The sequence below is a fragment of the Gordonia rhizosphera NBRC 16068 genome (assembly GCF_000298195.1).
Classification (GTDB): Bacteria; Actinomycetota; Actinomycetes; order Mycobacteriales; family Mycobacteriaceae; genus Gordonia; species Gordonia rhizosphera.
The window spans coordinates 25870-44411 of record NZ_BAHC01000205.1 but is presented as its reverse complement, the minus strand read 5'-3'; the positions used below and the strand labels follow the sequence as shown (position 1 = coordinate 44411).

General features: G+C 67.1%; 13 protein-coding genes. 8 read left to right on the top strand and 5 right to left on the bottom strand.

The genetic code is table 11. From position 1 onward, the window contains the following. Both GORHZ_RS24850 and GORHZ_RS24845 read right to left on the bottom strand, forming a co-directional pair. The coding region (locus tag GORHZ_RS24850) for an AAA family ATPase (protein ID WP_006338022.1) at positions 1–1973 on the bottom strand (1973 nt) is incomplete at its 3' end. 211 nt (positions 1974–2184) lie between these two features. Further along, the gene (locus GORHZ_RS24845) at positions 2185–2712 is read right to left on the bottom strand and encodes a flavodoxin domain-containing protein (protein ID WP_006338020.1); all 528 of its coding nucleotides are present in this window, start codon (positions 2710–2712) and stop codon (positions 2185–2187) included. Between the two features lie 214 nt (positions 2713–2926). On the opposite strand from GORHZ_RS24845, the gene GORHZ_RS24840 reads away from it, so the two are divergent. After that, positions 2927–5146, top strand: coding sequence for a 6-phosphofructokinase (locus GORHZ_RS24840; protein WP_006338018.1), 2220 nt, complete (start codon positions 2927–2929; stop codon positions 5144–5146). Positions 5147–5217: 71 nt separating this feature from the next. Here the strand turns inward: GORHZ_RS24840 and GORHZ_RS24835 are convergent, their stop codons facing one another. Continuing rightward, positions 5218–8391 carry an AAA family ATPase gene (locus tag GORHZ_RS24835; RefSeq protein WP_006338016.1) on the bottom strand — a complete coding sequence of 1058 codons (3174 nt, stop codon included), beginning with the start codon at positions 8389–8391 and terminating at the stop codon, positions 5218–5220. Between the two features lie 177 nt (positions 8392–8568). After that, positions 8569–8991, bottom strand: coding sequence for a nitroreductase family deazaflavin-dependent oxidoreductase (locus GORHZ_RS24830; protein ID WP_006338014.1), 423 nt, complete (start codon positions 8989–8991; stop codon positions 8569–8571). Positions 8992–9242: 251 nt separating this feature from the next. Between GORHZ_RS24830 and GORHZ_RS24825 the strand changes: the two genes are divergently transcribed. Together GORHZ_RS24825 and GORHZ_RS24820 are read left to right on the top strand one after the other, a co-directional pair. Further along, positions 9243–9815, top strand: a complete 573-nt coding sequence (locus GORHZ_RS24825) for a recombinase family protein (protein ID WP_040533389.1) — start codon at positions 9243–9245, stop codon at positions 9813–9815. Beyond that, positions 9812–10114: a hypothetical protein gene (locus tag GORHZ_RS24820; protein WP_006338004.1), complete on the top strand. Its 303-nt coding sequence runs from the start codon at positions 9812–9814 to the stop codon at positions 10112–10114. Before GORHZ_RS24825 ends, GORHZ_RS24820 begins: the two co-directional genes overlap by 4 nt. 101 nt (positions 10115–10215) lie before the next feature. On the opposite strand, the gene GORHZ_RS24815 is transcribed toward GORHZ_RS24820, so the two are convergent. Further along, positions 10216–10734 (bottom strand): hypothetical protein, encoded by a 519-nt coding sequence (locus GORHZ_RS24815; protein WP_006338002.1) that lies wholly within the window; start codon positions 10732–10734, stop codon positions 10216–10218. 169 nt (positions 10735–10903) lie between these two features. Here GORHZ_RS24815 and amrS point away from each other — a divergent pair, with 169 nt between their 5' ends. The 5 genes from amrS to GORHZ_RS24790 all read left to right on the top strand — a co-directional run bounded on the left by amrS (position 10904) and on the right by GORHZ_RS24790 (position 18506). Continuing rightward, the gene (gene amrS / locus GORHZ_RS24810; RefSeq protein ID WP_006338001.1) at positions 10904–11992 is read left to right on the top strand and encodes an AmmeMemoRadiSam system radical SAM enzyme; all 1089 of its coding nucleotides are present in this window, start codon (positions 10904–10906) and stop codon (positions 11990–11992) included. Between the two features lie 191 nt (positions 11993–12183). After that, entirely contained in the window at positions 12184–13761 is a 1578-nt protein-coding gene (locus GORHZ_RS24805; protein ID WP_006338000.1) for an HNH endonuclease signature motif containing protein, read from the top strand. Between the two features lie 233 nt (positions 13762–13994). After that, positions 13995–15254 (top strand): ROK family transcriptional regulator, encoded by a 1260-nt coding sequence (locus tag GORHZ_RS24800; RefSeq protein WP_006337999.1) that lies wholly within the window; start codon positions 13995–13997, stop codon positions 15252–15254. 97 nt (positions 15255–15351) lie between these two features. Beyond that, the gene (locus GORHZ_RS24795; protein ID WP_006337998.1) at positions 15352–16872 is read left to right on the top strand and encodes an MFS transporter; all 1521 of its coding nucleotides are present in this window, start codon (positions 15352–15354) and stop codon (positions 16870–16872) included. Continuing rightward, positions 16869–18506: an amidohydrolase gene (locus tag GORHZ_RS24790; RefSeq protein ID WP_006337997.1), complete on the top strand. Its 1638-nt coding sequence runs from the start codon at positions 16869–16871 to the stop codon at positions 18504–18506. Before GORHZ_RS24795 ends, GORHZ_RS24790 begins: the two co-directional genes overlap by 4 nt. Positions 18507–18542: the final 36 nt, after the last annotated feature.

Here is an 18542-nt window from a genome sequence, read left to right as displayed (position 1 = left end):
GCGCGCTCATGGTCCAGCGACCGAAAGGCTCTGCGCACGTCGTCGTGCGCGGCGAGCGCTGCGGCCGCCTCACGTGTCGAACCGCGCAGGGCGAGTGCGGTGATGTGCGGTATCCGATAGCGGTATCCCCACCCCGCGGCGTGCGCCACGGACAGACCGTCGGCCGCGGTACGCAGCAGCGAGCATGCGGTGTCGAGTCGGCCGGCACCAAGTGCCGCCCGACCCGCGACGGCGGCACCCAGGAGTTGAGCCGCCCCGGGGAGATCGGCGGACTGTCGGCGGACACGCTCGGCGACATCGAGCGCAGATCGGATCTCTCCGGCCAACAGCAGCGCGCTGACTTCGGCGTCGGCGATGTTGAACCTCATCTGCGGTGCGTCGAGCGATCGCGTCGCGACAGCGCGTCCGGTGTCCGCCACCGACACCGATTCTGTCGCGCGTCCCGCGTCGGCGGCGATCTGCGTCAGCGCCCATGACACTTCCGCCCCGGCGACCGGAAGGTCGTCCGGCGAAAGGTTGTATGCCGCGCTTAGGGCCGCATCCGGCTGGTCCATCGCGAACCAGTACACCGTGCGGAAGGCATCGATGTACTCGCGCACATCCGGGTCGATGCTGCGCGCCGCGTCGTCGATGAGTTCTTTCGCCCGCCTCGGGTCCGACAACGCCCACAGCATGTTGCTCGACCGCAGGAACGCGAACCGGGCACGGTCGCGGTCGGACAACTCGTCGGTGCTCGTCGCGGCAAGCACATCCTCTGCCTCCTGCCCGCGCCCCAACCACGACAATGCATGTCCCCGAACAAGATTCGGTTCCGGACCCGCTCCGGCGCGGGCAGCGGCCTCCGCGAGGCGATCCGCGAGAGTCAGGTCGGCGAGCCAGACTGCGCCATATGCGGCCCGCAGAAGCAGATCGGCGTCGGGCCGCAGATCCGAATCGAGGCTCAGCGTGGCTCGGCGTACGACGACCCGCAGGTCATCGCGGTCGTCGGACGTGGCGAGGTCGGAAGCGACCAGACCGCGCAGCCGCCGCAGCCGAGTGCGCGCCGCGCGCCCGCGGCGTACCTGTCCGTAGAGCGGATGGGCCACCCGCACCTCGATACCGCCGCCCGCCGGCTCGAGCATTATCAGGTTCCGCATCTCGGCTTCCTCGACGGCAGCGGCGTCGGTGATCCGGGTGAGGACCTCCAGTTCGATCGGCTCACCCACCGCGACGAGGTCGATCACGTCGCCGACCGGCGCGGGAAGGGCTCCGATCCGGGATTCGATCAGCTCGACCAAACCAGGCGGGATACTCGGCTCCCCGATCCACCGCCAGTACCCTTTGCGCTGCACCATCCGCCCGGCGGCGACCTCGTGTTCGACGATGTTGCGCAGATACAGCACGTTGCCGCCGGTCAGCTGCCACAGCCGCCGCGTGACATCCGCATCGACCGAACCCTCCAACACCGCCGACAACAATTCGCCGATATCGTCGCGCGTCAGCGCGTCGAGGTCGAGTCGGTCGCACTGTCCCGCCTTCCAGATCTCCTGGATCGGGGCGGGAACCGGCGCATCGGCGCGCGCGGTGAGGACCAGTTTCGCCGTGCCACGCGCGACGATCTGGTGCACCACGAACGCGGACAGGTCGTCGAGCAGATGGACATCGTCGACACCCACCACCACACCGCTCGCCGACGACGCAGCGGTCAGCGCCTCGATCACTCCCTGCAGCACCGAAACGGTGTCCGAGACACCCGCAGGCACCCACGCACTGAACGCGCCGAGGGGGATGTCCCGCGCCGCCGACGTGCCCGCCGTCCAGCGGGTCCCACCGCCCTTGGCCGCCACTGCCGACAAGGCCTCACGGGCGATTCGGCTCTTGCCGACGCCCTCCGGCCCGCTGATCAGAATGCCGGATTCGGCCGGAGCCGAGAGAGCGGCTTCGACGATTCGCATCTCCTTCGTGCGGCCGACCATCGGCCACGACAAACGCACCCGACAAGCGTAAGAGCGCGGACAGCACTGCAAAAGGCAAACCGATGATTCCCCGTCGGCGATAGCGGCACCTGGATCTTCGCGCCGGAAGCGGGAGCCGAATGGGTATGGTCGGATTCCTGCTTGCCGCCGTGCAAGCTCAAGCGCGATCTCGTCGGGGCTCTGCTGCCGAGCCGGCGAAGCCAGGGGTATGCCTCCGCCGGCCGATGACCTATTCGGCGTGAGATTCGGCGGCCCGGGCCGCGTGCGCAATCTCGGCGGCCCACGCCTCGACATCGGCCCAATCGCGGTGATCACCCGGGCGTGCCCCCATCACCCACATCAGCACCCGGAATTTTCGCTCGGGCGGACGGCCGAACCTCCCCGCGAACGCGTGGTATGCGTTCGCCGCCAACCGGTCCCGCACCTCGGCGACCGCGGGTGGCAGCTTGTTGCGGAAGATCGCGCCGATCGGTCCGCGCAGCGTCGGGCCCATGCTGAGGGTGAACATCCAGACCGGGTGACGATGCAGTTCGGCGAGATTGTCGTCTACGAAGCCCACGAACTCGGGCAATACCGCACCGTTGTGAACCGCGCTGCCCAGCACGACGGTATCGGCGCCGACAAGGTCGGGACCCTCGGCGACGGATGCCACGCGGACCTCGAGTCCCGAATCCTGCAGGTATTGCCCCAGGCGGTCGGCCACCTCGGCGGTCGACCCGTCGGCGCTGGCGTAGGCGACGAGCACGTTTGTGGTCATGACTTCATCGTCATGCAGACATCACGCCGCCGGTAGAGGCCAACGGCCCCGCACCATGGATCCGGCGGCGAATCGCTTGCGCAGCCTCTGCTCTACCGCAATGCTCATAGCCGAAGGGTCTACCGGAAGCGTTTCTCCTACACACGACGAGGACACGGAATACCGATGAGATGCAGAGGTTCACTCGATCACCTTCCGCCGTCAGGTCACCGGTATGTCTGAGCCCGGGTCCGCACCATCCAGTATCGGCGTACTCACCAGCGGCGGCGACGCCGCGGGCATGAACCCGGCGGTCCGGGCGGTGATCCGCACCGCGCTGCACCACGGCATCGACGCCTACGCGATCCACGAGGGCTACCAGGGCCTCGTCGAAGGTGGTGAGTTCATCCGGCGGATGGAGATCGCCGACACCGACGGCATCCTGCACAAGGGCGGCACCGCGATCGGAACGGCCCGGTCGCAGAAGTTCCGTACCCGAGAGGGCCGCCGGGCAGCTGCCCGCAACATGCTCGAGCGCGGCATCGACGCGCTGGTCGTGATCGGCGGCGACGGTAGCCTCACCGGCGCGAACATGTTTCGTGCCGAGTGGGCGGAACTGCTCGCCGAGCTGGTCGACGCCGGAGAGGTCACCCGCGACGTCGCCGACGCCCATCCCTTCCTCCGGCTCGTCGGTCTGGTCGGCTCGATCGACAACGACATGTCCGGCACCGACATGACGATCGGCGCGGACACGGCGCTACACCGGATCGTCGAGGCGATGGACGCGCTACGCAGCACCGCCTCCAGCCACCAGCGATCCTTCGTCGTCGAGGTGATGGGCAGGCACTGCGGCTATCTCGCGCTGATGGCCTCGTTGGCCACCGCTGCCAACTGGGTGCTGATTCCCGAACAACCACCGGCCGACGACTGGGCCGAACAGATGTGCCGAGACATCCGCGCCGGCCGGCTGATCGGTCGTCGCCAGTCGGTCGTGGTCGTCGCCGAGGGCGCCGAGGACCGCGAGGGCAATCCGATCACCGCCGAGCAGATCCGGAAACTTCTCGAGGACGAGCTCGGTGAGGACACCCGCATCACCACCCTCGGCCACGTGCAACGTGGCGGTTCGCCGAGCGCGTTCGACCGGTATCTGGCAACCCAGTTGGGGTGCGCCGCCGTGGAGCGTCTGCTCACCGACGACCCGCAGACGCCCGCCCAGTTGATCGGCCTGCGCGGGAACCGGGTGGTCACCTCTCCGCTGATGGAGTGTGTCGAACAGACACGGGCCGTCGCAGAACGCATCAAGGCCCGTGACTATGACGGGGCGATGTTGTTGCGCGGCGGGAGTTTCCGTCAGTCCTACAAAATCCTGCAGACGGTACAGCAGGCCGCGGCCCGCCCGACGCGGCCGGGCCGCCGACGCTTCCGGCTCGCGATCGTGCACGGCGGGGGCCCGGCGCCCGGGATGAACACCGCGGTGCGCGCTGCCGTACGACTGGGCCTCGACCACGGCTACACCGTGCTGGCGGTGAAGAACGGTTTCCGTGGGCTTCGGCGTGGGCAGGTCCAGGAGATGGGCTGGATGGATGTCAGTGGCTGGGTGTCCGACGGTGGTGCCGAGCTCGGCACCAATCGAGACGTGCCCTCGGGAGAGCAGATCGGGCAGATCGCCGAGCAGATCGCCGCCCATCGGATCGACGGTCTGCTGATGGCCGGCGGCTGGTCGGGTTACGCGGCCGCATATGAGTTGCATCGGCACCGCGACAAGTACTCCGCGCTCGACATCCCGATCGTCTGCATGCCGATGACGATCAACAACGACGTGCCGGGCACCGAGCTGAGCATCGGCAGCGATACCGCGCTGAACAGCATCGTGACCGACGTCGACAAGATCAGGCAGTCCGCGGTGGCCACCCGACGGGTCGTCGTCGTGGAAGTGATGGGTCGAGACTGCGGATACCTGGCCCTGCTCAGCGGGATCGCCTCAGGTGCCGAACGCATCTACATGCCGGAGGACCGCATCACCATCGACGACCTCACCTCCGACATCCACGCGATGGCCGAGGGATTCCGGTCCGGTAAGCGACTGGGGTTGATCATCCGCAGCGAAGGCGCCGATTCGGTCTACAACACGTGGTTCATCACGTCGTTGTTCGAGAAGGAGGGCGGGGAGCTGTTCGACGCCCGGCAGGCGGTCCTCGGGCACGTCCAGGAGGGCGGCGACCCGTCCCCGTTCGATCGCATCCACGCCACCACCTTGACCGCGCGCTGCATCGAGTTCCTCTCTGAGCAGCTGGAGGCCGGTGGCCGGGCCAGTGCCATGATCGGATTCCAGTCCGGTCGTCAGCAATTCACCGATCTGACCTCCTATCCGGCGCTCATCGAATCGGACGTCAGACGGCCCGTCGAGCAACGCTGGATGGAGAGCCGCCGACTGGCGGTCATAATGCGTCGCTGACCGAGGTTGGCTCGAGAAGAGCCCGAGGGCTGAGCCGGGTCCAGCGGTCCGGCCGGCCGTGACGACAGTCCCTACCCCGCGTCATTCAGCATTGCCTCGGCCCACCTGATATGCCCTTCGAAGCCGAGCGATTTCGCCATCGCGAGGTAGCGGCACGCCAAGGCACGGTGAGTGTGTGGGTCACCCGTGGCTCGGGCCAGCAGAGCGCGCAATTTCAACAACGTGATCTTCGGTATCGCCGCGTCCTTGCCCGATGGCAGTTCTGCCACCCAGTCGATCGCCGACCGAGCTTCCGCGATATCGGCCTCGGTTCCCCGCGCCAGCAGTGTCTCGGCCAGCACCATGGTGCCGCAAACGCCCCACCCCGGCCGTCCCTCTCGGTACAGAACCTCGACGGCGGCACGCATCACGGGTATCGCGCCGTCCTGATCACCGCGTCTGGCCCACTCCCGGGCCACCAACACGTCGATCAGGGGAAGGAACGAAGGAGCACGCTCACGGAAGAAGCCTTCGGCCTGCGCCACCAGTGTCAGCGCTCGATCACGTTCGCCCGCCGCGTCGCGATACAGCAGCGCCAGAATCCGCACGTGGTGCGCCCCCTGGAGCCCGAAGTCGTTGGCGGCCGCGTAGGCCGGCGCTTCCGCTTCCTCGAGCGCCCGAATCGTGGAGTCGTCGGCGCGGAGCACCCCGTAGAGTAGCGCGGTACCGTAGATCCAGGAGACGACAAGGGCATCGGTCCCCGGGTCGCTCTGTCGGGCCAGGGCGAGGGAATCGACGAGATCCTGCCGCCAGCCGAGGTGACCGAACCACCACCTGGCAATACCGCGAAACGCCGTCGCCATGGCCAGCGGCGACCCCAGCCCGAAGCCCGCCCCCAGGGCCGGGTCTCCGTCGGCCAGATCGATGACGATCTGCGACCACCGCAGGATCTCACCGAACTCCCCGCCGTCGTACCAATTGCAGAAGGCCATCAGCGCCAAGCCGATCAGCAGGGCGGGGTCACCGATCGACTCCAGGAGCGCCATCTGTTCGGACGCCAATCGCGATCCTTCGCCCGGACGGCCCGCGTAGAGAAGTTCGACGGCAAGCCCACTCATACCGATGGCCAGCGACACCTTGTCCCCGGCCAGAGTGCACAGTTCGCGTAGCTCGGCAAAGCGGCCCCAGGTGTCTTGGACCGGCCACGCCTGCCAGTCGGTGGCGCACAACATCGTGCGCGGGGCTATACGCATCGCCAGAATGTCTGTGCCCTCGCCGGGTAACCCATCGGCGACTCGGCGGGCGCCCTCCCAGCTGACGCGCGCAGCACCCAGATCTCGGCTCGCCGACCACCCACCGCTGCGCATGTGCCAGCCATAAGCCGCGTGCAGGTCGCCGGCCGCTTCCAGGTGGCCGGCGATCACTGCTGCGTTCTCGTCCTCCGATCCACGGTCTCCGATCGCGGCGGCCAGACGCCGATGTCGGTCGGAACGGTCGGACCGCAGCTGCGACTCATAGGCCACCGCGCGGATCAGCGGGTGGCAGAAGGCGTACTCGCCGCTCGGGCGCGACCGCAACTGATCGATGAGCTCGGCGTCGAGCAGTTCGTCGAGGACCGGCTCATTCTCCACTTCGGCGAGCAGGTCCGCCCCGAATCGGGCCCCGATCACCGCCGCCATGTGCAGGGTCCGCTTGGCGGGGGGACGCAGCGTGTCGATGCGCGCCTCGATGGCCGCCTGCACCGTGACCGGCACGCTCACGTCGGCGACGTCGAGCCGGCAGACGTGGTCACCGCGCTTGCCCGCGAGCACCCCGCGCTGCACCAACTCCCGCACCATCTCCTCGGCGAAGAACGGATTACCTGCGGCCCGATCGGCGATCTTCTCGGCCAGTTCGGCCACCGATGGATCTGTCCCGAGTAGCTCGTCGACCAGTGTCGCCGTATCCCGACCATCCAGCGGGGATAGCGTCATCTGCTGCGCGCCCGACAGCTCCAAGATTGCTCCCTGATACTCGGGGCGCGAGGTGATGACGACGAGAGTCGGTGTGTTCGGGATGACCGAGAGGAAGTCGACCAGCATAGACTCGCTCACCGAATCGATCCACTGCACGTCTTCGACAATGAGCAGCACCGGCCCGGTGCGTGCCCGCGAAGCAGCGTTGATCAGCGCGACCAACCGGCGGCGCCGGGCATCCGGGTCGATGTGGCGTAGTGCCGCGTCGGGGGCGGCGATGCCGAGGAGATCGTCGAGCAACAGCAGATCCTCTGCGTCGGCGTCGGTGAGTCGTTCCCGGACCCGGTTACGAGCGGTCTGCCCGTCCAGTTCCGCCACCCCGAGGCCGGTTCGCAGCAGACTGGCGACCGCCTGAAGCGGAACGTCGCGGGCATGCGATTCGCAGAAGGTCCAGAGGACCTCGACCCCACGAGCTGCCGACAGTGCGGCAACCTCTCGCGCGATTCGGCTCTTGCCGATACCCGGTGGTGCCACAACGTTCACGACACCTCCGAGACCACTGATCGCGCGGTCGACGAGGGCATCGAATACGGCCATCTCCCGGCGCCGTCCCACCAGTCTGGCCCCAGTTCGCCCAACAATCCCTTGGCGCGGACGGATCCCCAGTAACCGCCGCGCACGGACCGGCTGGTCGGCGCCCTTGATGTTGACCCACTCCGGCTCCGCCAGTTCAGCGAAGCCCTCGACCAGCATCGCGGTCGCCTCCGACAACAACACGCCGCCCGCCGGGGCCACGGACTCCATGCGCTGCGCGAACCCGACCTGCTCTCCAGTCGCGGTGTAACCGAACGACCCGGAACCGAGTTCCCCGGCGATCACCTCGCCCGAGTTCAGCCCAACCCGCAGATGCAGGTCCACCGAATCGTCGCGGGCCACCTCGGCCGCCAGGTCATCGGCTTCGCGCTGGATATCCAGGGCGGCCAAGCATGCGCGCACCGCATGGTCCTCCAATGCCACCGGTGCTCCGAAGACCGCCATCACACCGTCGCCGGTGTAGTCCACGGTCCCGCCGTACCGCTCCACCGCCACCGCAGCACGCTCGACCAGACCGGCCATGATCTCGCGGTACCGCTCCGGTTCCACCGCCGCCGCGATCCCCATCGACCGCACCACGTCAGCGAAGAGCACGGTCACCTGCTTGTACTCCGCAGGATCACTCGAAGCCGCGATCGGCGCTCCGCACTGGTCGCAGAACCGGGCGCCGTCGCGCAGACCGGTGCCGCAGGCCCCGCACGTGACGACTGCGGCCATCCGAGCACCACCGATCCAGGCTCCGAACCCCCGATGATGACAAGAATAGGACTTTCACCAGCATCGACAGTGGACGTCGCGGGATGTCGTGCAGACCCGGTGTACGACTTCGCGGGTGTCGCCCGCTGGTAGCCGTCGTGTGGTTTCGGACGCAATGCCCCGGCTCGGGTGACGAGATTACTCGAGGACGAACACCGGGATCAGCCGGTCGGTTTTCGTCTGATATTCGGCGTAGGGCGGGTATGCGGCGACCGCGAGTTTCCACCAGTGGTCGCGCTCGGCTCCCTCGACCTCGCGCGCCGTCAGCTCCCGCACGGTCTCGCCGTCCTGGGCGGTGACATGCGGATGCGCCTTGATGTTGTGGTACCAGGCCGGATGACGGGGATCGCCGCCCTTGGAGGCGACCATCGCGTAGCGGCCGTTCTCCTCGACCCGCATCAAGGGGACGTAACGCTTCTTCCCCGATTTCGCGCCGGTGACGGTGAACAGAACGACGGGACGGTCAAACACCTGCACTCCGTCGGTGGTTCCCTGCTTCAAGATCTTTTCGGTGTGGTCGTGGACCCACCCGGTCGGGCTCAGCTCTGGTTGTGCGGTCACATCCGGAGACAACGCCGAGCGGCGGGCGCTATTCCATCTCGGCAGTGTGTCTCGTATCAGGAATTCTTAAAATATGATCGTCTCGATAGACCAGCCACCCGAATGTCCGGATCTCAGCAGCAAATCGTATCTTCCGTCTGCGACTTCCCGAATCTACTCTCATAATCCACGTCGCTCTCAGCGCATATTTCAAGACTTTTTGAGATAGCATGATCGCCATGAAGTCAGATGCGGCGAGCGCGTCCGCCGGCATGATGCTCGGCTACGCCCGCGCCGGCACCGCACCCCACACACTCGAATCGCAGATCAACGCCCTGACCGACGCAGGGATCGAGCCCGCGCGGATCTACACCGACGCACTCGAGACGATCCCGATCGTGCGCGAACGACCGGGCCTGCGTGCATTGCTCGACTACGCACGTGCGGGCGACACCGCCGTCGTCGTGGGGATCGATCGGCTCGGCCGCACCACCCCGGAAGTCCTGGCGACCGCACGTGAACTCTCCAATCGGCGGATCGGCCTGCATTCCCTGCGGGAGAAGATCGACACCGACGACCCTGCCGGTGCGATGATCGTCGGCCTTCTCGCGTCGCTGGCCGAGCTCGACGAGGAGCTCGGACAGGCGCGGCGACTTGCGGCCGCCGAATCGCGGCACGGAGGCGGGTCATCCGTCGGTCGGCCGCGGGCCCTCGACGACGATCAGGTGGCGTTGGCCGAGCAGATGCGCGCCGACGGACAGCCCGTGCCGACGATTGCGGCGGCGTTGGGAGTCAGCCGTGCAACGCTGTACCGCACGCTCGCCGAAAGGCGTTCGGTCCGTTGACAACCATCGACCCCGACCTCCCCGAACTGGACATCGTCACCGCCCACGGGACGGTGACACGCCTGCCCACGTCGTTTCCCATCATCGACCCCGAACTCGACGGTCATCTCGACCCGGACCTGTTTCAGAAAGGCTTCGAGGACGGCAACGCGCGGCTTCTCACGCTGCCACCGGCGTGGGCACGTCACCACGCGTCGTCGATCCTCGCGTGCGCTCCCGATCCCCACGATGACGAACCGAGCTACACACGCGGCTACCGCGCGGCGTTGTACGGCCACCTGCGTCACGCGCGAGACTGAGTCGGCACGGTCGCGGGTCACTCGCGATCGTGCCCGCCTCACGGGTTGCCATGCGCGCAGGCGTACTCACTTCACTCCACCCGCGCCCGAGGTGATCGGACTTATCGGTCGCGCGATTCCAGGACAGTGGCGTGCTCGGACAGGTCGAGGTGCAGGGCCTGGTGTGCGTCGAGCAAGTGCCGCAACCCCGTGTCGAGGGGCCAGGGATAGACGAGTTCGTGACCGAACCGGTCGTCCACCGCCGCAACCGAACCCTGCTGCAAGGACGTGGCATCGACGCGCTCGACCATCGACTCGAAGAGCTCGATCGGCGTCGCGAGGTAGTACAACGGACGATGGGCACCCGGTGCGCTCATCCCCGCGGCGTACACGAGGCCGTGCGACGTGATCACCAGCCGATCCGATGCGATCACAACCTCGCCGGCGAGCTCGGATTTTCCCCACTCCACCGCCGCGCTGCGAGCCTCCTCGACCCGCCTTCGCGTGTCGTCGGTCAGCAACTGCTCGACATCCTTGCGGTCCATCCGCGCGGCGGATCTGTACTCCGGGCCGAAGTGTCGTTGCAGAACCTCGTCAACGAAGTCGAACAGTGGGTCGCTCGACACCTGCTCCTCGCTCATCGCACGCTCCTCCGTCCGAATCACGCGCTGGCCGTTCAGCGTGCTATCGACACTACCGCGCCGGACGCGAGACCCCGGGGAAAAGCGAGAACTTGCGAGGCCGCTATCCGCCTCCGCGGCCCCGCATGGTCGCGCTGCGCGAGCGTAACCTGGGCCTGGGTGAACTCCGATGACCGTGACGCTCGATGACCCGCACACAGTGCCGACAAAGTTCTGGCATGGCCTACCAGACGGCCGGTTGCAGTGCGACGTGTGCCCGCGCGCCTGCAAGCTGCGCGAGGGCCAGCGAGGACTGTGTTTCGTGCGGGCCCGGATCGACGATCAGATCGTATTGACCAGCTATGGGCGTTCCAGCGGATTCTGCGTCGACCCGATCGAGAAGAAGCCCCTCAACCACTTCCTGCCCGGCTCGGCCGTGCTGTCCTTCGGGACGGCGGGCTGCAACCTCGCCTGCAAGTTCTGCCAGAACTGGGATATCTCCAAGTCACGCGAGATCGACACCCTCTCCGGACGCGCGGGGCCCGACGAATTGGCCCGCGCCGCTGAGCAACTCGGCTGCAGGAGCATCGCCTTCACCTACAACGATCCGACCATCTTCTTCGAGTACGCCGCCGACGTCGCCGACGCCTGCCACGAGCGCGGCATCAAGGCGATCGCGGTAACCGCCGGATACATGTGCCCTGCACCGCGCGCGGAGTTCTTCCGCCACATCGACGCAGCCAACATCGACCTCAAGGCGTTCACCGAGGACTTCTACCACCGGGTCTGCGTCAGCCACCTCGCCGACGTGCTCGACACCCTGATCTACCTACGGCACGAGACCGACGTCTGGTTCGAGATCACCACCCTGTTGATTCCCGGACACAACGACAGCGACGCGGAGATCGCCGCCGAAAGCGACTGGATTCGCCGGCACCTGGGCGAGGACATCCCGCTGCATTTCACCGCCTTCCACCCCGACTACAAGATGCGCGACGTTCCCCCGACACCCGCGGCGACACTCTCGCGGGCCCGGCGGATTGCGATGGAGGAAGGCCTCCGCTACGTCTACACCGGCAACGTGCACGACGCCGACGGCGGCACCACCTCGTGCCCGTCCTGCGGCGCCGCGGTGGTCGTCCGGGACTGGTACGAGATCCGCAGGTATGAGCTGACCGATGACGGTCGCTGTCAGCGTTGCGGGACAACGGTCCCCGGCGTCTACGACGGTCCGGTCGGCCGGTGGGGCGGCCGACGACTTCCAGTGCTCCTCGAGTGAGGCCGAGCGCATCCTGCTGAACCGCCGATCCCTACCCGGCGTCATGCAGCACTGCGTGCCCATCTCGGCCATAGGATCTCGCCGGACTGTGTCGAAGTGGTCCCGGGCTATTCAGGGCAGGGGGTTGCGGGTGTCGCGCGCATGGCCTATAGTCGAACATACATTCGAACAGACTCGCTGGGGGGGTGAGCATGGCCGAGCCGAACGATCAGGTGACCGAGGAGTCGTTGTCCGAGGTGCCGGGCCTGCTCGCCGACATGGATGCCCTGTTGGATCGGATCGCCGCCGCCGATCTGTCGCGCTGTAGCGATGCGGAGTTGGCGGCGGTGGCTCAGGCACAGGAGCGGGCGATCAACCGTATGACCTTCCAGGGCAACCGGCAAATCCTGGAACTATCCGATCGTAATGTGCCCCGCGCGATGGGATTTCGGAGTCTGACGAACTTCATGAACGTCCAACTGCGGGTGTCCGATCCGGGCCGCCGCAAAGCCCAGATCGCCGCCACCGGACGGTTCCGGCAACTGAGCGGGCAAACCGCTGACCCGAAATATCCGACCCTGGCCGAGGCATTCACCCGCGGCGAGGTCGGCTCGGCGCATGTTCGCGCGACGATCGACATCCTCGATACCGTCCCGCAGCGGCTACCTCACGACAAGCAGGTGGCGGCCGAGGCCACCCTTTCGGAGCTGGCGCGCCGCCACACCCCCGCCGAGATCACCGCCCTCGGACAACGCCTACTCGCACATCTGGATCCCGACGGAGAGCTGACCGACGACGCCGACCGGAAGCGCAAGCGCAACCTGTGGCTGAATCAGCAAAACGCGCAACAGATGTCGAAGCTGACCGGCCACCTCGATCCGGAAACGCGTGCCCTGCTGGAGATGATGCTGGCGGTGTGGGCAAAGCCGGGACTCAACAATCCCGACGATCCCGACTCCCCGTCCGGCGCCGAATCCGACGCCGACCCCGACGCGTTGAAAGAGGCCGCCGACCGCGACAACCGGACCCAAGCCCAACGCAACCACGACGCCTTGACCGCGTTGCTGCGGGCGGTGTTCACCGACGGACTGCTGGGCAAGACCCATCGCGGGCTGCCCGTCCAGTTGATCATCAAGGCCGACCTCAACGACCTGGTCCGGGAATCCGGTGTGGCCACCACCGCCACCGGATCACTGATGCCGATCGCTGACGTGATCCGGTTGGCCGCCGGGGCCCAGCAGTATCTCGCCGTCTTCGCCGACGCCACCGCACTGCCGCTGTATTTCGGTCGGGCCAAACGATTCGCCACCCAAGCCCAACGCCTTGCCTCCTTCGCCCGCCCGGACGGCGAGGTGTGCTCTGCGCCCGGATGTGATCAGCCGGCCACCCACGTCGAAATGCACCACGCTCGGCGCGACTACGCCAAAGGCGGCAGCACCGACATCGTCGACCTCGCCCCGGCCTGCCCGAAACACAACCGCATGGTCGGCGGCGGGGTCGGGCAGTTCTCCACCGGCATCTACGACCACGGCCCCCACACCGGCCGCACCTGGTGGCGACGCAACAGCGAACCCGGTGCACCACCCAACCCGCCACAGATCAACCGCCGCCCCGACATCGGCGCGCTCTACACACAACACCTCGACCACGCACGCGCGCACCTGCACCCGCCAGACCCGCAGACCCCACCACCGATCCGCGACAACCTGCACCTCACTGAGACCATCCCACCACCCATCTCGGTCATCGAAGCACGCCTGGCACTGCGCCTGATCGAGCGTTCCCGCTGAGACAACCAAGTGGTCCTGTTCATGAATTCGTCCGGGGTATTCGGTGGAGCGATGGGCGACTGGCAAGGCGGAGGAGTGAGCGATGACAGCGTCATCGTGATCGACGACAACGCAGCCAGTCGTTCATCGAACGCCGAAGACCCCCGACGAATTTTTGGCCAGGACCACTAAGCTCGACACGAACCCGCCCACCCGGCAGAGTCGGATCTGCCGGTAAGTCTCCGGAGTGTTCGATGAACGACGCAGTACTGCGCGAGTCGCCCCTCGATCGGGGTGGTTCGGTCACAGATCTGCGTGAGCAGAACCTCTCTCAGGTGCTACGGGTGCTGGCCACACACGGGCCGATGGTGCGAGCCGAGATCGCGCACCGATGCGGTCTGAAGGTCACGGCGTTGACGAGCCTCGTCGACGAGCTGCGCGGCCGAGGACTCGTCGAGGAGATTCCGCAACCGCGCAGCAAGGCACGCGGGCGCCCCGCGCACCCCGTGGCGCTGGCCGCCGAACCGACGTGCACCCTGGCCTTCGGCTGCAGCCGCAATCACGTGGTCGGCGCCATCGGCAACCTGCGCGGCGACGTCGTCGCCGAGAATCGTTGGCCGATCAGCGGTCCGGCGGGATGGGACCGCTACGCGCCACAGCTCGATGAGGTCCTCGTCGCGACGGTGACCGACGCACATCGGCGTGGGCTACGGCCCCTGTCCGCACAGTTCGCGATCCCCGGTGCCGTCGATCACGATCGCGGACGGGTGATCCGCTCGGTCCTCAACGGATGGGGTGGCGTCGATCTGCGCGGTGCAGCCGAGGACATGCTCGAGCGCGCCGGGATCGGGACGGCGTTGGTCGGTGTCGACCGCGAGACCAACTACGCATTGCTGGCTCGGCGAGAGAGCTTGGACCGCCCCGCCGAACCGGTGGTGTATCTGGGCGGGCGCAACGCCATCAGCGGCGGCATCCTGGATCGCGACGGCATCGTGCACGGGGCCGGCGGACTGGCCGGCGAGTTCGGCCACCTGATCGTGGATCCTGGTGGACAACAGTGCTGGTGCGGCCGCCGCGGATGCGTGGAGACCCGACTCGGGTTGCGCTACCTGTACGCGGCGATCAATGGTTCGGAGCCATCCTTCGACGAGCTCTCGGAGCGCTACCCCGCGATGATCGACCTCATCACCAAGAAGGCCGATGCCGGCGACGCGACCGTCGACGCGGCGCTTGCGGAGGCCGGGCGTTGGCTCGGCATCACCATCGACACCGTCGCGTCGGTCGTCAACCCGCAAGTCGTGTTCGTCGACGGCTATCTCTGCCGCCTCACCGAGCACGTCGAGCCGTCCCTTCGGGGGTACCTCGACTCGGTGGGATCGCTGCCGTCGCTGGCGTCACTGTCGGTGGTCTACCGCCCCGACGACGCCGACGATCTTTCCACCACCGGCATGATCATCGCTGGTCGCAACGCCATTCTGGCCCGGCCGTCAGTGGCCCGGAAGGCGGCGGCCTAGCCGCAGGGTTTATTTATTCCACGACGTGGATTAAAGTGAGCTCGGCCACTGAGTTGATGCTCAGTGGCCTGCACCTCACCACGGAAAGGCCAGTCCCATGACCGGGTTGCCCACCATCGATCCACCGACACACCCGGTGTCGAACCCTCCCGCCCCGACCACGCCGGTGCCTCAGCAGTGGCGCCCGCATCAACTGCGAGCTCGACGCCCGCTGCTCTGGGCGATCCTGTGCATCGCCGGCATCGGCGGGCTGCAACCGCTCGATCCGTCCCTGCACTCGATCGCGTTCACCGGCGCGGTCTCCGACCTCGGCATGAATCCGGGCATCGCCTCGTTCGTCAAGAGCATCGGGACGATCGTGCTGGCCGCGTCCATGCTCGGCGTCGGGATTCTCGGTGACCGCCACGGACGGCGTCGGATGCTGGTCTCCGGTGTCACCCTCATGGGTGTCTCCGGCATGATCACCGCCCTCGCGCCGGATGTCGCGGTCTTCACCGTCGGCCGCATCCTGATGGGCGTCGGTACCGCGATGATGTTCTCGATGTGCGTCGCGATAATCCCGACCCTGTACTCGAAAGCCGAGCTGCCCAAGGCTTTCGGAATATTCTTCGCACTCGGCTCCGCCGAGCTCATGGTGTGCACGGCATTCTCCGGGATCATCCTCGGGGCCTTCGGATGGCGCACCATGTACGCCCTGGTGGGCGTTCTGGCGCTTGTCGGTGCCGTCGCGGCGACCCTGCTGCTCCCGGAGAACCGCGCCGCGACGAGCCGCCGGTTCGACGTGATCGGCGTCCTGCTGGCAGCTGTCGGCCTCATCGCGCTCGTGTGGTCGATTGGTCAGGCCTCGATCCGGGGATGGTCCGGTTCGACGGTGCTGTTCGGCCTGTCGATCGCCGTTGTGACGCTTGGTGTCTTCGCTTGGTGGGAAGCCCGGGTACGGGAGCCCGGATTCCCGATCCGGCTCTTCGCGATTCCCGCGTTCAGCGCCGCATGCATCGCCGGCGTCCTGTTCAACTGGGCCGACGCATCCCTGCTCGGCCAGTATCCCGCGATGGCGCTGCCGGCAGGTGTCGCGCCGGCCGTCGTCACCGCGATCGTCGCGCTGATGTACCTCGGGATGGTGTCCGGCTCCGCGGCGGCAGCGACCCTACAGCGCCGGTTCGGGTTGAGCACGCGGACGATGTTCGTCAGCGGTCTGCTGCTGTGTGCCACGAGTCTGATCGCCCAGCTCGGGGTGTCGGCACCGACCGACATCGTACTGCCGGCGATCGGTCTGTTCTGTGTCGGTTTCGCCGTGATGTGGATGCAGAATCCGCAGGCTGCGGTGATCCTGGGATGTGCACCCTCCGACCAGGTGGGCGCCGTCTCTGCGGTGAAACCCGCTGTGGGACAACTCGGCTTCGGCCTCGGGTTCGCCACGGCCGCCCCCATCGCGTCGCTGTTCACCACCGGACCGACCCTCGACGTCGGCGGGTTCGGTCACGGTCTCGCGGTAGAGGGTCTCGTGTTCATCGCCGCCGCGGCCGCGGTTGCGTACTTGTTGCGCAGCCGACGCACAGCGTCCGTCGCGACGACCGATGCATCCGCGTCGACCACCGATGCAGAGGTGAACCGATGATCAGCGCAGACACGATCTTCCTCGGCGGCCGGATCATCACCGTCGACCCGGACTTCCGCATCGCCGATGCCGTCGCGGTCGCCGACAGGCGCATCATCGCGGTCGGCACCGAGTCCGAGGTCCGCACACTGTGCTCCCCGAGCACTCGGGTGATCGACCTCGCCGGGCGCACTCTGCTACCCGGATTCGTCGAAGCGCACGGCCATCCCACCGCGGAGATGAACATGCTGGGTCCGGACACTGTCGACATCCGCGCATCGGAGTGCCCGACCGCGGCAGACGTGTTCGCACGCCTCCGGGACGCCGTCGCGCTCGCGGCTCCGGAGGACTGGGTGATCGCGTTCGGGTGGGATCCGCTGCTCGTACCCGACCTGCCCGAGATGTCGGGCCGATTGCTCACCGAGCTGTCACCCGAGATCCCCGTGTCGGTAATGCATTACTCGGCGCATTCGTCGTGGGCGAACGACGCCGCCCTGGCCCGCCTGGGACTCGATCGCAATTCGCCCGACCCGGTCGGATCGGCGTTCATCCGTTCCGCGGATGGCGAACTCACCGGCGAGGGGCGCGAGGTTCCGGCGTCGATGATCCTGATGGGTCCGACGATGCAGGCCCGGCCCGACTCGTTCGGCGGCTTCCTCCACCACGAGCTGCACCGATTCGCCGCCGCGGGCATCACCACCACCGGCGACCTCGCGTTCGAGGCCACGCATTACGACGCGGTGGCCGACTACATGGCCGGCCACGACAGCCCGGTGCGCATCCGCGCCTACGAGCGGTCCGGCGCCGGACCCCACATCGCGCCGGCCGCTGCGGGCGACTCGATGTTCCGCAAGGTCGGCGTGAAGGTGTGGAAGGACGGCTCACCTTGGATCGGCAACATCCACACCAGCTTCGGTTACGAGGACAGCGCGGCGACGCGTGCCGTCGGGGTGCATCCCGGTCACCGTGGCTGCAGCAACTACACCGCCGAAGACCTGTTGGAGATCTGCCGCACGCATGTGGGTGACGGCTGGCAGATCGCCTGCCATGTCCATGGGGACCTGGCGATCGACACCGTTCTCGACACCTTCGAGCAGGTGATGGGCGAAACCGGACGCACCGACCTGCGACTCCGATTGGAACACTGCGGCGCCATCACCGCAGCCCAGGTCCGCAGGGCACATGCGCTGGGCGTCACGATCTCGTTCTTCGTCGCCCATATCCACTTCTATGGCGACGTATTGCGTGGGCTGTTCGGGGACCGCGCCGACGAATGGACACCGGCCGGCGTCGCCGCCGAATGTGGGATGCCGTTCTCCCTGCACAATGACTCTCCGGTGACACCAGCGAATCCATTGCTGAACATGCGGACCGCGATGACCCGGCAGAGCAGGTCAGGTGCCGTCCTGGGTGACCATCTTCGCATCGATATCCGGGATGCGATCCGCGCCCAGACGATCTGGCCCGCATGGCAACTGCATTCCGAACACGAGATCGGCTCGATCGAGACCGGCAAGTTCGCCGACTTCGTGATCCTCGACGGTGATCCGCTCACGACCGATCCCGCCGAACTCGATGCGATCGGTGTCGTCGAGACCTGGATAGCCGGACGACGCGTCGACGCGGTGCACGACGTCGCGGGCATCGGCCCGTGATGAGCGACGCACATCTCGGTCTATGAGGGGATTCGG

Coding starts and splice junctions, on each gene's coding strand:
- GORHZ_RS24845 (WP_006338020.1), bottom strand. CDS start 2,712: ATGACCACAAACGTGCTCGTCGCCTACGCCAGCGCCGACGGGTCGACC.
- GORHZ_RS24840 (WP_006338018.1), top strand. CDS start 2,927: ATGTCTGAGCCCGGGTCCGCACCATCCAGTATCGGCGTACTCACCAGC.
- GORHZ_RS24835 (WP_006338016.1), bottom strand. CDS start 8,391: ATGGCCGCAGTCGTCACGTGCGGGGCCTGCGGCACCGGTCTGCGCGAC.
- GORHZ_RS24825 (WP_040533389.1), top strand. CDS start 9,243: ATGATGCTCGGCTACGCCCGCGCCGGCACCGCACCCCACACACTCGAA.
- GORHZ_RS24815 (WP_006338002.1), bottom strand. CDS start 10,734: ATGAGCGAGGAGCAGGTGTCGAGCGACCCACTGTTCGACTTCGTTGAC.
- amrS (WP_006338001.1), top strand. CDS start 10,904: ATGACCGTGACGCTCGATGACCCGCACACAGTGCCGACAAAGTTCTGG.
- GORHZ_RS24805 (WP_006338000.1), top strand. CDS start 12,184: ATGGCCGAGCCGAACGATCAGGTGACCGAGGAGTCGTTGTCCGAGGTG.
- GORHZ_RS24800 (WP_006337999.1), top strand. CDS start 13,995: ATGAACGACGCAGTACTGCGCGAGTCGCCCCTCGATCGGGGTGGTTCG.
- GORHZ_RS24795 (WP_006337998.1), top strand. CDS start 15,352: ATGACCGGGTTGCCCACCATCGATCCACCGACACACCCGGTGTCGAAC.
- GORHZ_RS24790 (WP_006337997.1), top strand. CDS start 16,869: ATGATCAGCGCAGACACGATCTTCCTCGGCGGCCGGATCATCACCGTC.